Origin of the sequence: Chitinophaga fulva (assembly GCF_012927205.1) — a bacterium.
In the GTDB taxonomy this organism is placed as follows: domain Bacteria; phylum Bacteroidota; class Bacteroidia; order Chitinophagales; family Chitinophagaceae; genus Chitinophaga; species Chitinophaga fulva.
Map to the genome: position 1 here is coordinate 1,300,412 of NZ_JABBGC010000002.1, position 14,788 is coordinate 1,315,199.

Consider the following 14,788-nt stretch of genomic DNA (forward strand, 5'->3'; position numbering starts at 1 on the left):
AGACTAATGAGTAAAAGAAATGGGTGGATGGTCCGGAAAAAAAATTTCCGTTTTTTTTATTTCATGGCAATCAGCAGCATCAGCAGGGAGATACTGCCATGCTCCAGCAGGTATTCCCGGATGGATTTCACGGCCAGCGACAAGTGCTGCTTAAAGGTGTTACGGGAGATGTTCATCAGGGTGGCAGCCTCCTCGTAACTTTTCCCCTGCTGGCGGCAAAGGATAAAAGCCTCACGGCGTTGCGGCGGCAGGTTATTGATAGCGCGCTGCAACAGCTCCTCGTACTGTTTCTGTTCCACCGCATTGAGCACGGAAGGTTCATGGATGCCCAGCGACACGCGGTGCATCACTTCATCCCGTACCGCATCGAACAGCGTGAGCCTGTTCAGCTGGGTGAGCGCCGCATTCCGGGCCAGGCGGTACAGATAGGCGGCAAAGGAGGACTTAATATCCAGCTGTTCCCGGATTTCCCATATCTTCAGGAAAACGTCATGCACCAGGTCTTCGGTGAGCAGCGGGTTTTTGGTAAATTTCAACAGGTAGGTATAAATACCTCCATGGTATTGCAGATAGATCGCTGTAAATGCCGCCTCGTCACCGATGGCAAGCCGCTTTAGCAGTTCCTGTTCATTCATTCTATGTAAGATATCAGACAATCAAACTCCCTACACAGGAGACCGGTAAATTTAATATTAAAAGCATCAAAAAAAGAAGCCTTTCCTTCCGGCGCACCGGAATTTGTTCATTACCATAAAAATCAATAAGTTTAGTGCCGTTTTACGTTTTTGCTTATTCATTTACTATCTGACACCACAAATCTGTCACATGCAACCAAATCACCTGCGTGCCAACGCTCGTCAGCCACTACCACAGCTGATGCTTTTTTTGATCATATTGCTGGCTTCCCATTTTGCTGCTCATGCACAAAACAATGATGTCACCGATAAATATGCCGGCGGCAGGAAGCTGGTTACCGGTTTGAGTAAAATCCTGAGCCCTAACGGCGTCCAGGAAAATTTTGAAGCTTCGCTCGGCGGTACCAAACAATGGGTATTTGTACGGGGACAGGACCGCAACAATCCTGTTATCCTCTTCGTACATGGTGGCCCCGCCTCCCCTATGGCCCCTGTTGCATGGACCTGGCAACGGCCGCTGGAAGAATATTTCACTATGGTGCAATATGACCAGCGCGCTTCCGGCAAAAGCTTCCTGGCCAACGACACCACCAACCTCGGCGCCACGCTGCATATCGACCGCTATGTGGACGACTGCATTGAACTGGCCGAACAGGTCCGCCAGAAATACCACAAAAAGAAGCTAATCCTGATGGGCCACAGCTGGGGCACTATCGTGGCCATGCGGGCCGCGCTCAAACGTCCCGATCTCTTTTATGTGTATGTGGGCGCAGGCCAGAACGTCAATACAATGGACAACGAGCGGGTAAGTTTTGAATTTGGCTTGAAAGAGGCCCTCCGCCGGAAAGATACCACCGCTATCAGGGAACTGCAATCTATCGCACCTTATCCCGGCAACCAGCCCATTACCCGGGAGCGGATCATTATCGCCCGCAAGTGGCCGCAGGAATATGGTGGCCTCGCCGCCTACAGGCCCGTGCCCGCGTATTTCTTCAACGCCCCCCTGATGTCGCCGGAATACGATAAAAAAGATGTGGACGCCATCGACGAAGGCAACATCTTCACCCTCGGCCGTGTGATGGATGAATTCCTTGCGGCAGACTTCAAAAACGTGAAAACGTTTCCCATCCCCGTGTTGATGTTCATGGGAAGGCATGACTATACCACTCCCTCCGAACCGACCGATGCCTGGCTGAAAAAGGTGAAAGCACCTTATAAAAAGGGCGTATGGTTTGAAAACTCCTCCCATCTGATGATGATGGAAGAACCAGGTAAGTTCTTACTGACACTGGTACAGGATGTAAGGCCCATGGCTTTGAAATAGTCTTCCAACACGATATAAAAAAAGGACGCTTACCTCCGTAAGCGTCCTTTTTTTGTTTGACCAGGCGGCTCTTTGCCACCGTACAGCCATCAGGCTACCGGCGGAACCAATCAAAATCCACATAACCGTTGCTTTCCGGACCGCCAAGGTCAGTATTAAAAAGAAACAGGGCGAAGCGGTTGGCTGTCCAATCCAGCCCCAGTCCCATCTTCAGTTCATTACCGATTGTAGTGAAATGTTTGCCATCATTGCTATAGGCAAAAGCTGCCGTGAAGTCCTTTTCCCGCACCATGGCTTTCAGCCATATTTTTGAGGAAGTGCAGGGTACTGCCGTCACCGTACTGTCGGCATTCACCATGATGAGTTCCTTGTTTTTCCCTTTGTAACGGACACCTATATACGCATAGGGTGACTGGAATACGCCCAATCCGGCTATATCGCCCGGCTTCAGGCCGGAGAGGTCGAGGTATGCGGTGCCTTCCGAATAGGGGCCTTCTACGCGTTGCGTCAGCGTATTGCGCGCTTCCATTAAGTTGCGGGCCTTACCGGCATATAACCGGAGATATCCCGGCCTTTTGGTCAGCGACCATTTGCTATTGTCGGGGTTGTGGTTCCATTGCCATTGTAAGCCCAGTGTATTTTTGTTGAATTCGTCGGAAGTGGCCGGTACTGACACCGGGTATGTTTTGCCGACAGCAGGTTTAGGGAAGGTGTCCACTCCTTTCCCACCGACGCCTAATATAGGCCAGCCATCCACCCACGTTACCGGTTCCAGGTTGGGTACACGGCCGATCGGGCCACGGTCCTGCATAATGATAAACCACCAGTCACCGTTCTGCAGCTGTACCATCCCGCCCTGATGCAGTCCATTGCCCGGATAGGAATGATCGTCGTGTATCACGACTTTCGATTCATAGGGACCGTATATACTATCGGACCGCAAACAGACCTGCCGGCCTTTGGTGCCGCCGGTGCTTCCAAGGATATAGTACTTACCGTTGACTTTATACATGTGTGACCCCTCCAGATAAGGATAGGCGCGGTTGTCATAAATCTCACGCCGGGGTGTTTTTACCGACAGTGCGTTGCTGTTCAGCTCTGTGATAAACAGTTTTTGTTGCCCGTGCACTACGTATACTTTACCATCGTCATCAAAGAAAAGACCCGGATCATACAGGTACTCCGGGAAGATGGTCCGTGTCCAGGGGCCCTCCACATTTTTAGCTGTACACATGGAGAATTGGCCTTTACGGCCATCCATATCCGGTGTGCAGAACCCTACGTAAAACAGGCCGTTGTGATGGCGGATAGTGGCGGCCCAGGAACCACTCAGGTACATATGGCCACCTTTCAGGTCATAACGCGGGTCTTCATCGTAGCGGGACACCGCGTATCCTGCCATCTTCCAGTTCACCAGGTCATTTGAAACCGCAACAGGGCAGCCAGGCACGTAATGCATACTGGTAGACACAAAATAGAATTTGTCATCCACCCGGATGATATCCGGATCGGGCCAGTCGCCCCACATCAGTGGATTTTTGAAAGTTCCGTTGCCATTGTCCGGCGTCCAGGAAGTATTCGTTTGTGCGTGCAGGCCATTGCCCGCCAGCAGCAGCAAAAGACAAGCCCATTGCCGCAGAAAGGAAAAATATCTCATTGTTCACATTTAATACCCGATGACCAGGGGCCATCATCGTCATAACGTATTTATCTATGTGCGAACATATGGACTTTTTTTATCAAAGCGAAGAAAATTTACCAGTGGTACAAAAAACAACAAAGCCGCACAAACCCTGAAGGCGGTGCGGCTTTCTGAAATCGTCAGCATGCTACTCGCACAACCAACATGACTGTGTAGTACCTGGCGAGGTTTCACAGGTATTATAAAGCGTAGCACAGTTAAAGGGGCTTGTTTCAAATGCCTTACCACCAATAACCCCATTTTGCTGTGTAGCATTGAGTACAGCGATGGTAGCCTTGGTGAAAGGCAACTTTTTACCAATGGAAATTTTCTTTTTCATAGTGAGATTTTTAAAATGCTAAAACGATGAGATGTACAGTATATGCAAGGTTTACGGGGCACTAGCAGGTGGCAATGATTAAGGTAGCACAACCGGGCGCTTTCGTAAGCTGGAATTTGGCGCCGTCGGCTATCAGGTTGCGTTGTGCATCAGTGAGCATGGCGATGGTATCTTTCCGGAAAGCCAGTTTTTTGCTGAGGGAGATTTTCTTTTTCATAGCAATATTTTTAAGTATTGAAACGATGATATACCAAAGCCGCGCAAACCACGGGGTTTGTGCGGCTGGTGGACATTGTATTTTACCAGTCACTTACGCTCCGCAATTTTCGCAGGGATAACCTGGTCTTGGCGAAGTTTGGCAGGTTTCAACGATGGTGGTGCAATTAAAGGGCTGATTGGTAATCGGCGCCCCGCCAACAATCAAGTTGCGTTGTGGATCGCTGAGTACAGCGATGGCAGCTTTGTTGAAAGCCAGCTTTTTGCTGATGGAAATTTTCTTTTTCATGGATGCAGTTTTAGATGCTGAAAAATGAACCATTACTGGCAGCGCACGCATTGATGGCCAGTATTAGGAATTGTTGGGCAGGTGTTGTCCTGTCCGGTATTACAGATGGTGAACCTGGTCTGGACGGTGGTGGTAGGTGCCCCACCAGCGATCAACTGCTGCTGTTCCATGTTCAGCGCAGCGATGGTCTCTTTGTTAAGAGAAATTTTTTTCCCAATAGCGATGTTTTTCTTTTTCATTAGAAAAATTTCAGGTAGTGAAAAAATCAGGCACAGTTATCGCAAACGCCGGTACCAGCTGTCGTTACACAGGTAACTCCATTGGAGGTACAGGTAATGAGTTTGGTGACGGTTTTGGAGCCGCCAGCCAGCTCCTGCAGCTGTGCAGTGTTCAGCGTTGCGACAGTTTCCTTGTTAAAAGAGAGCTTTTTTCTGATGGCGGCGTTTTTCCTTTTCATACCCTATTGAATTGGTGGGCATAATTCGCAAGGGCCGCCCGGGCGTTGAATAGTAGCGCAGGTTTCCATACCGGAAGCGCAATTAATGATACAGGTATGAAATGTGGCGCCACCGGCAATCAATTGCTGTTGGCTGTTGTTCAGCGCTGCAATCGTTTCCTTATTGAAGGAAAGCTTTTTTCCGATGTTAATGTTCTTTTTTTTCATGAGCTGTGTTTTTAGACGGCAGTGGTAGTACAGAAAACACAAGGGCGGGTAGTTCCTGGCGAGGTATCACGTGTTGGGCAATTGCAGGTAACCCCTTGGGTTATACGCATGCCGCCGGCAATTATTTCCTGCTGGTTATTATTCAGGGATGCAATGAAAGACTTGCCGAGCGTCATTTTTCTGTCGATAGAGATTTTTTTCTTTTTCATAAAATGATGGACAGTCAGGTTAGAAAATAGCCTTAACAGGCGATACATTCAGGTACTGTGTAAGGATATGTCATACAGGTTTCCAGGTTTGTAAAACATTTCCTGTCCATTGTCAACGGAGGAATACCTCCAGCCAACATTCCTGTTTCAGTAGCTGACAATACAGCCACAGCAGATTTACCGAAATGCAGTTTCTTTTCGGCACTCATTTTTTTCTTTTTCATGGGTTGTATTTTTTAGGGACATAATTGACATGGACGGGTAGGACTTGGTGCGGTAGCGCATGATTCCAGACGGGATGTGCAGTTGATAAGTCTGGTCACCGGGATACCGCCGACAATCATTTCCTGTTGATTGTCATTCAGGGATGCAACGGGTAACTTGCCCAGCATCAACTTTCTGTCGATGGAGATTTTTTTCTTTTTCATGGGTGGTGTTTTTAGAGGGTGGTGTCTGGATTACATAATTCGCAAGGTTGGCCAGGCCTCGGCGCCGTGGCGCATGTTACCGCACGGGAAGTACATCTGATCAGGGTCGGAGGTATACCGCCGGCAATCATTTCCTGCTGAGTGTTGTTCAGGGATGCAATGGGAGACTTGCCCAGCATCAGTTTTCTGTCGATGGAGATTTTTTTCTTTTTCATATATATTGGATTTTAACAGATTTCACAAGGACCTGTTTGAACATGCACAGTAACGCAGGTTTCCACGAACGATTCACATTCAATAGGCCTGGTAATATACATGGCACCGCCAGCGATTTTCTTTTGCTGGTCTGCATTGAGCGCAGCAATAGTTTCTTTATTGAGCGACAGTTTGCGCTCAATAGCTACTTTTTTCTTTTTCATAAATGATAGACAGTTCAGGTTAAAAAATCGGTCTTAACAGAAGATGCAAAACGGCTGGGTGTAACGGAATGTCTGACAGGTCTCGTCAAAAGTCTGACATTTCCGGTCCATGGTCGCGGTAACAGCGCCACCGGCCAACATTTCCTGTTGAGAAGCCGACAGTATCGCTACCGCAGATTTGCCAAAATGCAACTTCTTTTCGGCGTTCATTTTTTTCTTTTTCATAAAACGAGTGGATTTACAGGACAAAACATCCCCGCTGGTAAGCTTTACAGCCACCAGGACAGTTTGCCCCCCGATTAAAAAAGGGACTACATCAGATTAGCAGAATACACATATCTCCTGTGTATAAGGGAAAGTGTTACAGCTGGCGTAACGGGTTTCCTGGCAGATCTTTGTGAAAGTCGCCGTGGTAGTGGGTATTCCACCGGCGATCTGGTCCTGCTGTTGGGCGTTCAATTGGGCGACAGTTGTCTTGTTAAAAGACATTTTTTTTCCGATAACTGCTTTTTTCTTCATAAGGAGGAGAATTACGGGTTCAAATTTTCGGTTGAGAATTCTAACAGATCACACATGCATCCTGTGTGTAAGGAATAGTCTCGCAGGATATCTGCCTGGTCTCCTGGCACTGGAGAACTCTGGTGATTATTCCACCTGCGATTTGGGCTTGCTGCTGTGTGTTCAGTTGGGCAATAGTTGTCTTGTTAAAAGACATTTTTTTTCCAATAGCTGTTTTTTTCTTCATAAGGAGGAGATTTACAGGTTCAAATTTTGGGTTGAGAATTACTTTATATAGCGTGGGTTAATTGGCATGAGTCATCGATTATTTTGAGATATTTGAAGATAACAAAAAGGAATAGAAAAAAAGAATTTTTTTTGCAGGCCGGAAGGCCTGCAATGCTACATACGCCCACAAACAGTATCAGGCAAGTTTTTTAAGTCCCATTTCCAACCACGGCAACTGATCATGACGATGTGTTTTCATATAGTCCACCCCCCATTCATACAATGGTTCAAAGATGGTGCACAGCTTTCTACCTGATTCCGTCAGCATATACTCCACCCGTGGCGGCACCTCCGGATATACTTTACGCGTAATGATACCGTCCTTCTCCAGCTCCCGCAGCTGACTGGTGAGCATTTTCTCCGTGAGGTTTTCACAGGTGCTCTTGAGCAGTTCACCATACCGTTTCGGCGTACCATCAGACAGCATACTGAGTATATACAGCTTCCATTTGCCACTGATGGCTTTCACAGCCAGCGTCAGCGGACAGTGTAATCTTGGGTCTCTCATATTTTTTTAAAAAAATTTGTTTGCGCCTTCCGGCGATGCTCCACAAAACCTACTAAAAAGTAAGTAAGCCACGGAAAAGTACCTACTTATCCGACAGGGTATAAAGGTATACTTTTGATGCCATTAAAATAAAAACAGCACCACATGAAAAAAGTAATCCCACTGATACTCGCCTGTATCAGCGCCCTGACAACAAGCAGCATCGCACAACCGTTACAAATCCAGCTCATCCGGAGTGCTACCGTTAAGATCACTATTCATCAGCAACATCTCCTGATAGACCCGATACTGGCCGACGAAGGCACAGAGCCTCCCATCTTCTTTTCCAATGAGCGGAAGAATCCCACGATCGGGCTGCCTTTTCATCGTGACAGCGTGCTGAAAAACGTGGATGCCATCCTCCTCACCCACTACCATCCTGATCATTTCGATGGGGCGGCAGAGAAATATGTGCCCAAAGACATGCTGATCTTCTGTCAACCGGGAGATGACGCCAGGCTGAAAGAAAAAGGCTTTACCAACACGCGGGTCGTTGACAGCACCGTTAGCTGGCAGGGCATTTCGTTTAACCGGTACCTCTCCAGCCACTACCCTGGCGCCAATGGGGAGCCACCTTTCGGCATCTCTTCGTCCTGGTATCTGCAAAGCGGCAGCAACGCTGTTTTCATCACCGGCGACGCTATTCTCGATGACCGGCTCAAAGCCTCCCTCACCGCTACGCAGCCTCCCATTGTGATCGCCAATACCGGCGAATGCCACTTCACCCGGGACAACCCGGTACTGGCGCCTGGTATCACGATGACCATGACCACCGGTGAACTGAAAGCTATCACCCAACTATTGCCTGCTACCACCGTGGTGGCCGTACACATGGATGCCATCAATCATTGCAGCTTAACGAAGGCTGACCTGCGTCAGTTTGTGGCTAAAGAAAAACTACAAAAGAGAATAAGGGTACCGAAGGAAGGTGAGGTTGTACGCGGCATTCCGGGGAATAAATGATATCTTCGCTGGGCTTAACCCCACAACGATAACATGAACTTCTCGACACATATACAGACGCTTCACCATCCCGGTAGTAAAGAGAAAAAGCTGCATGCGTTAGCACAAATGCATAACGATGGATACTCCTCTCTGATTCACAACTTACTGATTGCGTTGCATCAATCACATAATGTGTCGATAAGAGACACTATTTGTGATACCATCATTCATTTATTCCAGAAAAACATAGATCCGCGGCCGTTATATCAGGCGTTGAACAATTGCGAGATAAGTGTAGCTGACATTGATTTCTTTGAGGCAACTTTTGATCAGTCAAGGTTGACTTACCTGTTGATTATCAGCTCTCTCAACAGCAGCGGTTACGTCCGGGAAAAGGCTGTCCGTAAACTAGGTGAAATAGTAAACGCCGAAGCCCTTCCCTTTCTGCTTCACCGCCTGGCCGACTGGGTAAAACCTGTTCGTCAGGCGGCTGAAACAGCAGTGATAGCCTATTTGCATTCAGGCAAGGCAAAAGCTTTTATCATGAACCTGTCCCTACTGGAGTGGTTACAGCAGGTAGAAAGAGCAGACCTGACAGCTATCCGGAACACCATTCTCGATTATCTTACCGGGCGGGCCCGGAGTGTGGCGAGACATCAATTTCATCGTCTGCCCGTAAAGCAACGGTTGCTCCTTGCCCGCCATCTGGCCGCGAGCTGTGCACACAGAGATGAATTGCTGATGTTTATGGCAGACCGTTACCCATTAATAAGACAGGTTGCTGTGGAGTATATGTCGTACCTGCAATCAGAAGATATTTCCCGATTACTGAAGGATAAGTCCCCGCATATCCGTTTGGCAGTACTTCGGACACTTCAACAGCAAGATTCGGATTTTTCACTCGTACCTTTTGTAGCAGATCCTGCAGCTGGTATCCGGGAATTTGCCCGGTACTATCTTAAGGACAAGGGTATTGACTTCGTAGCTATTTATCTTGATCAGCTGCAACAGCAACAACAACTGACCGGCTCACTGACCGGGCTGGCTGAGATGAATGCCCGCCAGCATGCAAGTGTAATAACACCATTCCTGCATCATAACATCCTCAGGGTAGCGAAAGCAGCCTTTTTCGCACTTAAAAAGCTGGACGACACACTATGCTATAATTATTGCCTGGAATACATGGATCATCCGGTTCTTAGTATGCGCCATATCATTTTAGATTATCTGGCCAATCAGGCAAACGACAACGTACTTCATAAGGCGAGAGAACATTATTTGAACGGAACAACAGATCTCAAACTTTCCATGTTACGGTTCTTTTCCTATACCGGCGGCTGGAAAGTAGCAGCAGATTTGATGCTGGGCACCATTGATCCTGATCAGTCCATCAGAGACTACAGCCTGCCGGCATTACTACGCTGGCAAAGAAGTACTGTCTATTTATATCCGCCGCTTTCAGCAGCTGACCGCGAACGGGCCCTTACCATTCTCCGCTTCGCCACAGAGATGCATGACCAGCACCAGTACTTTACTAAAAATCCATTACACGGGCTGGACTTTTACTTTCGCTGACAACCGGCTGCTCCCCAAAACGCTGCGCCTGCATACGGTCATATTCCTTTACATAGTCGGGATGCTCGGTGCCCATTAAGCGGTCCCATATACGAAAATACAGGCCGTAGTTACCTTTAAAACGGCTATGATGCAGGTTGTGATGAACGGAACTGTTAAACAATTCAAACCACCAGCTGTGGCGGAACCAGCGGGGCAGTATCTCATAGCCCAGATGACCGTACACATTGATCATAAACCCGGTAATCGTAAACAACAGTAATGTCAGGGGGTGCATCGGCATGATACATACTAACACCACCAACACCCCTCCTTCTGCGATGGCTTCCAGCAGATGAAAGCTGTAGGACGTCCACGGCGAAGGGTTACTGCTTTTATGATGCAGCAGATGGGTGGCCTTAAAGAGCCTCGGATGGTGCAACAGGCGGTGCATCCAGTAGAAATAGGTATCATGCACTACAAGACTGAGCACCAGGCTCACGCCGATATACCACAGGGGATAGTCATCGATATGCCGGTATAACTGTGTAAATTGACGGACCGGCGTAAACAGCAGTATGACGGAGATCGTGCTAAATACAAGGGTGGTCTGCATAGAATGCCATACCTCCCGGAAAAAATCCTTCCGGGAAGCTTCTCTTCGTTGGATTTTCTGTCGTTTTAACCTGGCAGGATATATCAAATAAAATATGATAAAAGGGATGCCTGCCACTAAAAAATAGCGCAGTGCAGAGAGACTGAAAATACGGGCCAGTGCTTCGGTCAATGTTTGCATTTTTTCAGGTCGTTTTAAATGTAATACGACCCAAAATTAGCCACCACGAATGCATCCGACGGTTAACAAAGGATAAGAAATGACGTTAACAAATGTTAATTTCTACGGTTATTGTTTTCCCCTGCTATGTATTCTTTTCCGGATGCGGCTCAGCGACACCGGCGTAACGCCCAGCATGGAAGCAATGTATTTATCCGGTACGCGGTTCACGATATCACCGCGGCTGTCTAATAGTTGCAGGTAACGTTCTTCCGGCGACAGCGTCACAAAGGCTTCGATGGAGTCCAGCGCTTCGGCCAGCATAAGCTGCAGGAAGTAACTGCGCAACGGCTCCAGCCGTGGGTTCTCCCGCAATACGCCCTCCAGCTTGTCGTAGTCTATCTCTACCATCACCGTATCTTCCAGTGCCCTGTAAATAAAGCGGGACGGTCGCTGACGGATAATGGTATCATGCGAGGCAATAAACTGTCCTTCGCAGCGGAGAAACAACGTAGCTTCGTCCCCGTTATTCATCACCGCATACGCCCGGATGATGCCCTTTTCGAGATAGGCCAGCTTCCTCGCAGTATCACCCTCACGGATATACGTTTCTCCGGCTTCCAGTTTTACCTCCCGCGTAGCTGCAAACAACGGCGCCATATCTGCCGGTGGAACTGTATTCAATTGTTGTAACAGACTTTGTAACGTTTCAATAGAAACCGCCATGCTCCTGATTTAAGATCAATATTAAAATATTTTTCCGGGAGATGTGAACAAATTTATCCCGCTTCGCCCCATGGCAAAGCGGGATTTTTTTATACTGTGGATGACCATTACACTATCTTGTGGTATAACCACCATTGGCAAATATCGTCTGACCCGTGATCCACCAGCCATCTGTTACCAGGAACTCCACCAGCGGCGCAATGTCTTCGATCTTCGTCAGGCCACCTAATGCTGATGCTGATTTGTGATAGGCCACCGCATCATCTGTTTCCTGGCCGTAAAAGAAAGGCGTGTCCATTGGACCGGGCGCCACTGCCGTTACGGAAATACCGCGACTGCCATATTCCTTGGAAGCAGCACGGGTGTAGTGTTCCACCGGCGCCTTACCACCTGCATAAGTGGAATACAAGCCCGTATATGCTGCCAGCAAAGAGGTCACGATGGTACAGATTTTACCATTATCGTTCAGTTGTTTACCTGCTTCCTGTATAAAGAAATAAGCCACCTTGGAGTTGATATCAAACATGCTGTCATACTCAGCTTCCGTGGTATCGGAGAAAGGTTTCTTCAATACTTTGCCTACGGTGTTGATGGCAATATCAATACCCCCCCATTGTTTACGGGCCTCCTGGAAGAGTGTCCGGATATTTTCCACTTTGGTAAGATCAGCCTGGAACAGGATAGCTTCTCCACCGGCAGCCTGAATGTCTTCCCGTGTTTTGTCTGCGTCTTCTTTTGTGGAGGCACTGTTGAAATGGATGATTATTTTAGCCCCTTTTTTTGCGATCTCCCTGCTCAGCAGACCGCCCAGATTCTTTGCTCCGCCTGCAATGAGCACAACTTTTCCTTTTAAATCGTTTCTTCCCATGACTACATTTTTTTAAAGAATGTTTAACGATGGGATAAAGGTCAGCAAATCCCTTTCCCGGGCATGGTGAACTTTCAGGAATTTTGAGAAAGCGGTTACTATCGCACGGAATCGCGGTACTGTCCGGGTGTTTGCCCGGTCATCTTTTTAAAAAACTTGGAGAAATTGGAAGGATCGTAGGTTAATACATTAGCTATTTCTGCTACCGGCTTATCTGTTTCAGTCAGCATTTTCCGGGCAGCATCCACAATTTTCTGATCATAAAAATGACAGGGATGATGCCCCATCGTTTGCTGGATGGTGGCCGTCAAATGGGCATGGGACACAAACAGTGCGCTGGCGATCTGGTTAAGCTCCAGAAATTTTGGCGCGTCACCACTGATCACATCAGCGATATGTTTATCTAAAAAAGCGAAATATGCCTGCGTAATTTTTTCACTTTGCTTCATGGACGTATTAACTGCATTCTTTGAACAATCGGGCTGCGATGGTTAACGTTTCACCGGGCCATAGATGAATTCTGCAGCGGTGGTGCCGGCCCTCCATCAAAGCTACTTATTTCGCGGCATTTTCTGCTTTTTGTTTCTAAACTGCGATATTTCCCGCCACGAACAGGTATTAAGGACTGCTTCCTTTTTACACCAGCCTCTCCGGGCGATCGTCACGCCCAGCTGCATACAATCAAATTGAGACAGGGCATGCGCATCCGTGTCAATAACCAGCTGTACTTTTTTTGCTACGGCCATTTTCACCAATTCATCAGACAGGTCCATCCTTTCCGGCTGCGCATTGATCTCCAGCGCAGTTCCCGTTGCAGCGGCCTTTTCCATCAGCTGTTCCCAGTTGACCGTATAGGCTTCCCTGGTGCCTAGTAGCCTGCCACCCGGGTGACCGATGCAGTTAACAAAAGGATGATCACAGGCTTTCAGCAATCGTTGGGTGTTGTCATGCGTAAATCCACTATGCACAGAGGCCACCACCCAGTCAAACTGCCGCAGCAACCGGTCCGGCAAATCAAGACTGCCATCCATCAGGATGTCCACCTCCACGCCTTTCTTAAGAAAGTCTGTTCCTAACCGATGGTTGATCTTATCTATTTCGACAAATTGCCGCACAAAATCATCTGCTGTCAAACCGTGTGCAATCCGTTCACTCGGCGAATGATCTGTTATAACCAGGTATTCGTACCCGGGGAATGTTTTTCTGACATATTGTGCCATCGTTTCAATATCTTCCTGCCCATCGCTCCATTTGCTATGTAGATGCATATCCCCTTTGATATCGCTGGCCGTCACCAGTACCGGCAACCGGTGTTTGGCAGCCACCTCGATTTCCCCTCTTTCCTCCCGCAGTTCAGGCGGAATATACTGCAGGCCCAGCCACTTATACATGTCTGCCTCCGTTTTCCCGGCCAGGTATTTTTCGGTCTTCAGGTCGAACAACCCATATTCATTCAGTTTCCAGCCTTTTTCTCGGGCAATGGTACGCAAACGGATATTATGTTCCCTGGAGCCGGTGAAATAGAGCAATGCGGCGCCATAAGCCTCTGCCGTCACTATCCGGACATCGACCTGTGCCTGGCTGGCTGCCAGTCGCACACTGACCTTCGTGTCTCCTGCGGCCAATATACCAGCTACCTGCGGCAGTTTTGTTATTTTGGTGGCCAGCCGCTGCCGGTCCTCCGCCGTGGCCATTACAACAATGTCAATATCAGCCACTATCTCTTTGCCTCTGCGCAGACTGCCGGCCAGTTCCGCTTTTTTCACCTCTGGCAGGTGCCGTATGGCATCCAATATTTCATTGCCGCCTTTCAGTGCATCCCAGATGAATAGCCGGGACTGTGCTTCACTACTCAGCTGCAGCCCCTTTTTCATATTTTCGATTTTTTTGCTGCCGAAACCTCTCACTCCTTCAAGGCGGCCGGCTTCCAGCGCCTTCACCAGCTGGTCACGTGTACGGATACGCAGTTTCTCATACAACACCTTAATCAGTGCCGGGCCGAACCCCACAATATCCATCAGGTCCAGCAGCCCCTCCGGGACCGTCTTCTTCAGCTCTTCAAATTTCAGGATCTTCCCTGTCTTCAGGAATTCAATGATCTTGTCTGCAATGCTGGAACCAATTCCGTTCAATTCGTCCAACGACTTTTTATCGTCTTTATAGATGGCAACATCACACTGGAGATTATTGACCGTCCGTGATGCGACATCATAGGCTATAGCACGGAAGCGTTCCTTTGCGCCCAGGTACTTGTAGCAGGAAGCCATACGATGTAACACTCCCGCCACAACCACATTTTGCGTTGTCATATAATCGATGGTCATAACGCAGGTTTTTAATTTGACACAGTAAATAACAGGGATGTCAGGACTTCCTCAGCAG

The 14,788-nt window shown here is 48.2% G+C and carries 25 protein-coding genes; 3 read left to right on the forward strand and 22 right to left on the reverse strand.

Going from position 1 to position 14,788, the window contains the following annotated elements; all coding sequences use genetic code 11:
• Positions 1 to 56: 56 nt before the first annotated feature.
• Positions 57 to 635: an RNA polymerase sigma factor gene (locus HHL17_RS21955; protein ID WP_169226933.1), complete on the reverse strand. Its 579-nt coding sequence runs from the start codon at positions 633 to 635 to the stop codon at positions 57 to 59.
• Between the two features lie 190 nt (positions 636 to 825).
• Between HHL17_RS21955 and HHL17_RS21960 the strand changes: the two genes are divergently transcribed.
• Positions 826 to 1,959, forward strand: coding sequence for an alpha/beta fold hydrolase (locus HHL17_RS21960; RefSeq protein WP_169226934.1), 1,134 nt, complete (start codon positions 826 to 828; stop codon positions 1,957 to 1,959).
• A gap of 94 nt (positions 1,960 to 2,053) precedes the next feature.
• Here the strand turns inward: HHL17_RS21960 and HHL17_RS21965 are convergent, their stop codons facing one another.
• From HHL17_RS21965 to HHL17_RS22035, 16 genes are all read right to left on the reverse strand, one after another.
• On the reverse strand, positions 2,054 to 3,616 hold the full coding sequence (locus HHL17_RS21965) for a glycoside hydrolase family 43 protein (protein WP_169226935.1): 1,563 nt from the start codon (positions 3,614 to 3,616) through the stop codon (positions 2,054 to 2,056).
• 172 nt (positions 3,617 to 3,788) lie between these two features.
• Complete coding sequence (locus HHL17_RS21970) at positions 3,789 to 3,980, reverse strand: class I lanthipeptide (RefSeq protein WP_169226936.1); 192 nt, start codon at positions 3,978 to 3,980, stop codon at positions 3,789 to 3,791.
• 61 nt (positions 3,981 to 4,041) lie between these two features.
• Entirely contained in the window at positions 4,042 to 4,197 is a 156-nt protein-coding gene (locus HHL17_RS21975) for a class I lanthipeptide (RefSeq protein ID WP_169226937.1), read from the reverse strand.
• Positions 4,198 to 4,290: 93 nt separating this feature from the next.
• Positions 4,291 to 4,485, reverse strand: coding sequence for a class I lanthipeptide (locus HHL17_RS21980; protein WP_169226938.1), 195 nt, complete (start codon positions 4,483 to 4,485; stop codon positions 4,291 to 4,293).
• Between the two features lie 32 nt (positions 4,486 to 4,517).
• A complete protein-coding gene (locus tag HHL17_RS21985) occupies positions 4,518 to 4,724 on the reverse strand; it encodes a class I lanthipeptide (RefSeq protein WP_169226939.1) in 207 nt (68 codons plus the stop codon).
• A 26-nt stretch (positions 4,725 to 4,750) separates the two neighbouring features.
• Positions 4,751 to 4,942 (reverse strand): class I lanthipeptide, encoded by a 192-nt coding sequence (locus tag HHL17_RS21990; protein WP_169226940.1) that lies wholly within the window; start codon positions 4,940 to 4,942, stop codon positions 4,751 to 4,753.
• A gap of 3 nt (positions 4,943 to 4,945) precedes the next feature.
• Positions 4,946 to 5,149 carry a class I lanthipeptide gene (locus tag HHL17_RS21995; RefSeq protein ID WP_169226941.1) on the reverse strand — a complete coding sequence of 68 codons (204 nt, stop codon included), beginning with the start codon at positions 5,147 to 5,149 and terminating at the stop codon, positions 4,946 to 4,948.
• An 11-nt stretch (positions 5,150 to 5,160) separates the two neighbouring features.
• Complete coding sequence (locus tag HHL17_RS22000; protein WP_169226942.1) at positions 5,161 to 5,358, reverse strand: class I lanthipeptide; 198 nt, start codon at positions 5,356 to 5,358, stop codon at positions 5,161 to 5,163.
• Between the two features lie 32 nt (positions 5,359 to 5,390).
• Positions 5,391 to 5,582, reverse strand: coding sequence for a class I lanthipeptide (locus HHL17_RS22005; protein ID WP_169226943.1), 192 nt, complete (start codon positions 5,580 to 5,582; stop codon positions 5,391 to 5,393).
• Between the two features lie 12 nt (positions 5,583 to 5,594).
• Positions 5,595 to 5,786 (reverse strand): class I lanthipeptide, encoded by a 192-nt coding sequence (locus tag HHL17_RS22010; protein WP_169226944.1) that lies wholly within the window; start codon positions 5,784 to 5,786, stop codon positions 5,595 to 5,597.
• 11 nt (positions 5,787 to 5,797) lie between these two features.
• Entirely contained in the window at positions 5,798 to 6,001 is a 204-nt protein-coding gene (locus tag HHL17_RS22015; RefSeq protein WP_169226945.1) for a class I lanthipeptide, read from the reverse strand.
• A gap of 12 nt (positions 6,002 to 6,013) precedes the next feature.
• Entirely contained in the window at positions 6,014 to 6,205 is a 192-nt protein-coding gene (locus HHL17_RS22020) for a class I lanthipeptide (RefSeq protein ID WP_169226946.1), read from the reverse strand.
• A 33-nt stretch (positions 6,206 to 6,238) separates the two neighbouring features.
• Entirely contained in the window at positions 6,239 to 6,430 is a 192-nt protein-coding gene (locus HHL17_RS22025; protein WP_169226947.1) for a class I lanthipeptide, read from the reverse strand.
• Between the two features lie 96 nt (positions 6,431 to 6,526).
• Positions 6,527 to 6,724 carry a class I lanthipeptide gene (locus tag HHL17_RS22030; protein WP_169226948.1) on the reverse strand — a complete coding sequence of 66 codons (198 nt, stop codon included), beginning with the start codon at positions 6,722 to 6,724 and terminating at the stop codon, positions 6,527 to 6,529.
• Between the two features lie 40 nt (positions 6,725 to 6,764).
• On the reverse strand, positions 6,765 to 6,950 hold the full coding sequence (locus HHL17_RS33970; RefSeq protein ID WP_206156119.1) for a class I lanthipeptide: 186 nt from the start codon (positions 6,948 to 6,950) through the stop codon (positions 6,765 to 6,767).
• Between the two features lie 177 nt (positions 6,951 to 7,127).
• Positions 7,128 to 7,499: a winged helix-turn-helix transcriptional regulator gene (locus HHL17_RS22035; RefSeq protein WP_169226949.1), complete on the reverse strand. Its 372-nt coding sequence runs from the start codon at positions 7,497 to 7,499 to the stop codon at positions 7,128 to 7,130.
• 144 nt (positions 7,500 to 7,643) lie between these two features.
• Between HHL17_RS22035 and HHL17_RS22040 the strand changes: the two genes are divergently transcribed.
• Positions 7,644 to 8,501: an MBL fold metallo-hydrolase gene (locus HHL17_RS22040; RefSeq protein WP_169226950.1), complete on the forward strand. Its 858-nt coding sequence runs from the start codon at positions 7,644 to 7,646 to the stop codon at positions 8,499 to 8,501.
• 33 nt (positions 8,502 to 8,534) lie between these two features.
• A complete protein-coding gene (locus HHL17_RS22045; RefSeq protein WP_169226951.1) occupies positions 8,535 to 10,058 on the forward strand; it encodes a hypothetical protein in 1,524 nt (507 codons plus the stop codon).
• On the opposite strand, the gene HHL17_RS22050 is transcribed toward HHL17_RS22045, so the two are convergent.
• The 5 genes from HHL17_RS22050 to polX all read right to left on the reverse strand — a co-directional run bounded on the left by HHL17_RS22050 (position 10,018) and on the right by polX (position 14,730).
• Positions 10,018 to 10,833: a sterol desaturase family protein gene (locus HHL17_RS22050; RefSeq protein WP_169226952.1), complete on the reverse strand. Its 816-nt coding sequence runs from the start codon at positions 10,831 to 10,833 to the stop codon at positions 10,018 to 10,020. The genes HHL17_RS22045 and HHL17_RS22050 overlap by 41 nt on opposite strands.
• 108 nt (positions 10,834 to 10,941) lie before the next feature.
• The gene (locus tag HHL17_RS22055) at positions 10,942 to 11,538 is read right to left on the reverse strand and encodes a Crp/Fnr family transcriptional regulator (protein WP_169226953.1); all 597 of its coding nucleotides are present in this window, start codon (positions 11,536 to 11,538) and stop codon (positions 10,942 to 10,944) included.
• A 112-nt stretch (positions 11,539 to 11,650) separates the two neighbouring features.
• Complete coding sequence (locus HHL17_RS22060; RefSeq protein ID WP_169226954.1) at positions 11,651 to 12,406, reverse strand: SDR family oxidoreductase; 756 nt, start codon at positions 12,404 to 12,406, stop codon at positions 11,651 to 11,653.
• 98 nt (positions 12,407 to 12,504) lie between these two features.
• On the reverse strand, positions 12,505 to 12,855 hold the full coding sequence (locus tag HHL17_RS22065; protein ID WP_169226955.1) for a helix-turn-helix domain-containing protein: 351 nt from the start codon (positions 12,853 to 12,855) through the stop codon (positions 12,505 to 12,507).
• A gap of 102 nt (positions 12,856 to 12,957) precedes the next feature.
• Positions 12,958 to 14,730, reverse strand: a complete 1,773-nt coding sequence (gene polX, locus HHL17_RS22070) for a DNA polymerase/3'-5' exonuclease PolX (protein WP_206156120.1) — start codon at positions 14,728 to 14,730, stop codon at positions 12,958 to 12,960.
• Positions 14,731 to 14,788 lie beyond the last annotated feature (58 nt).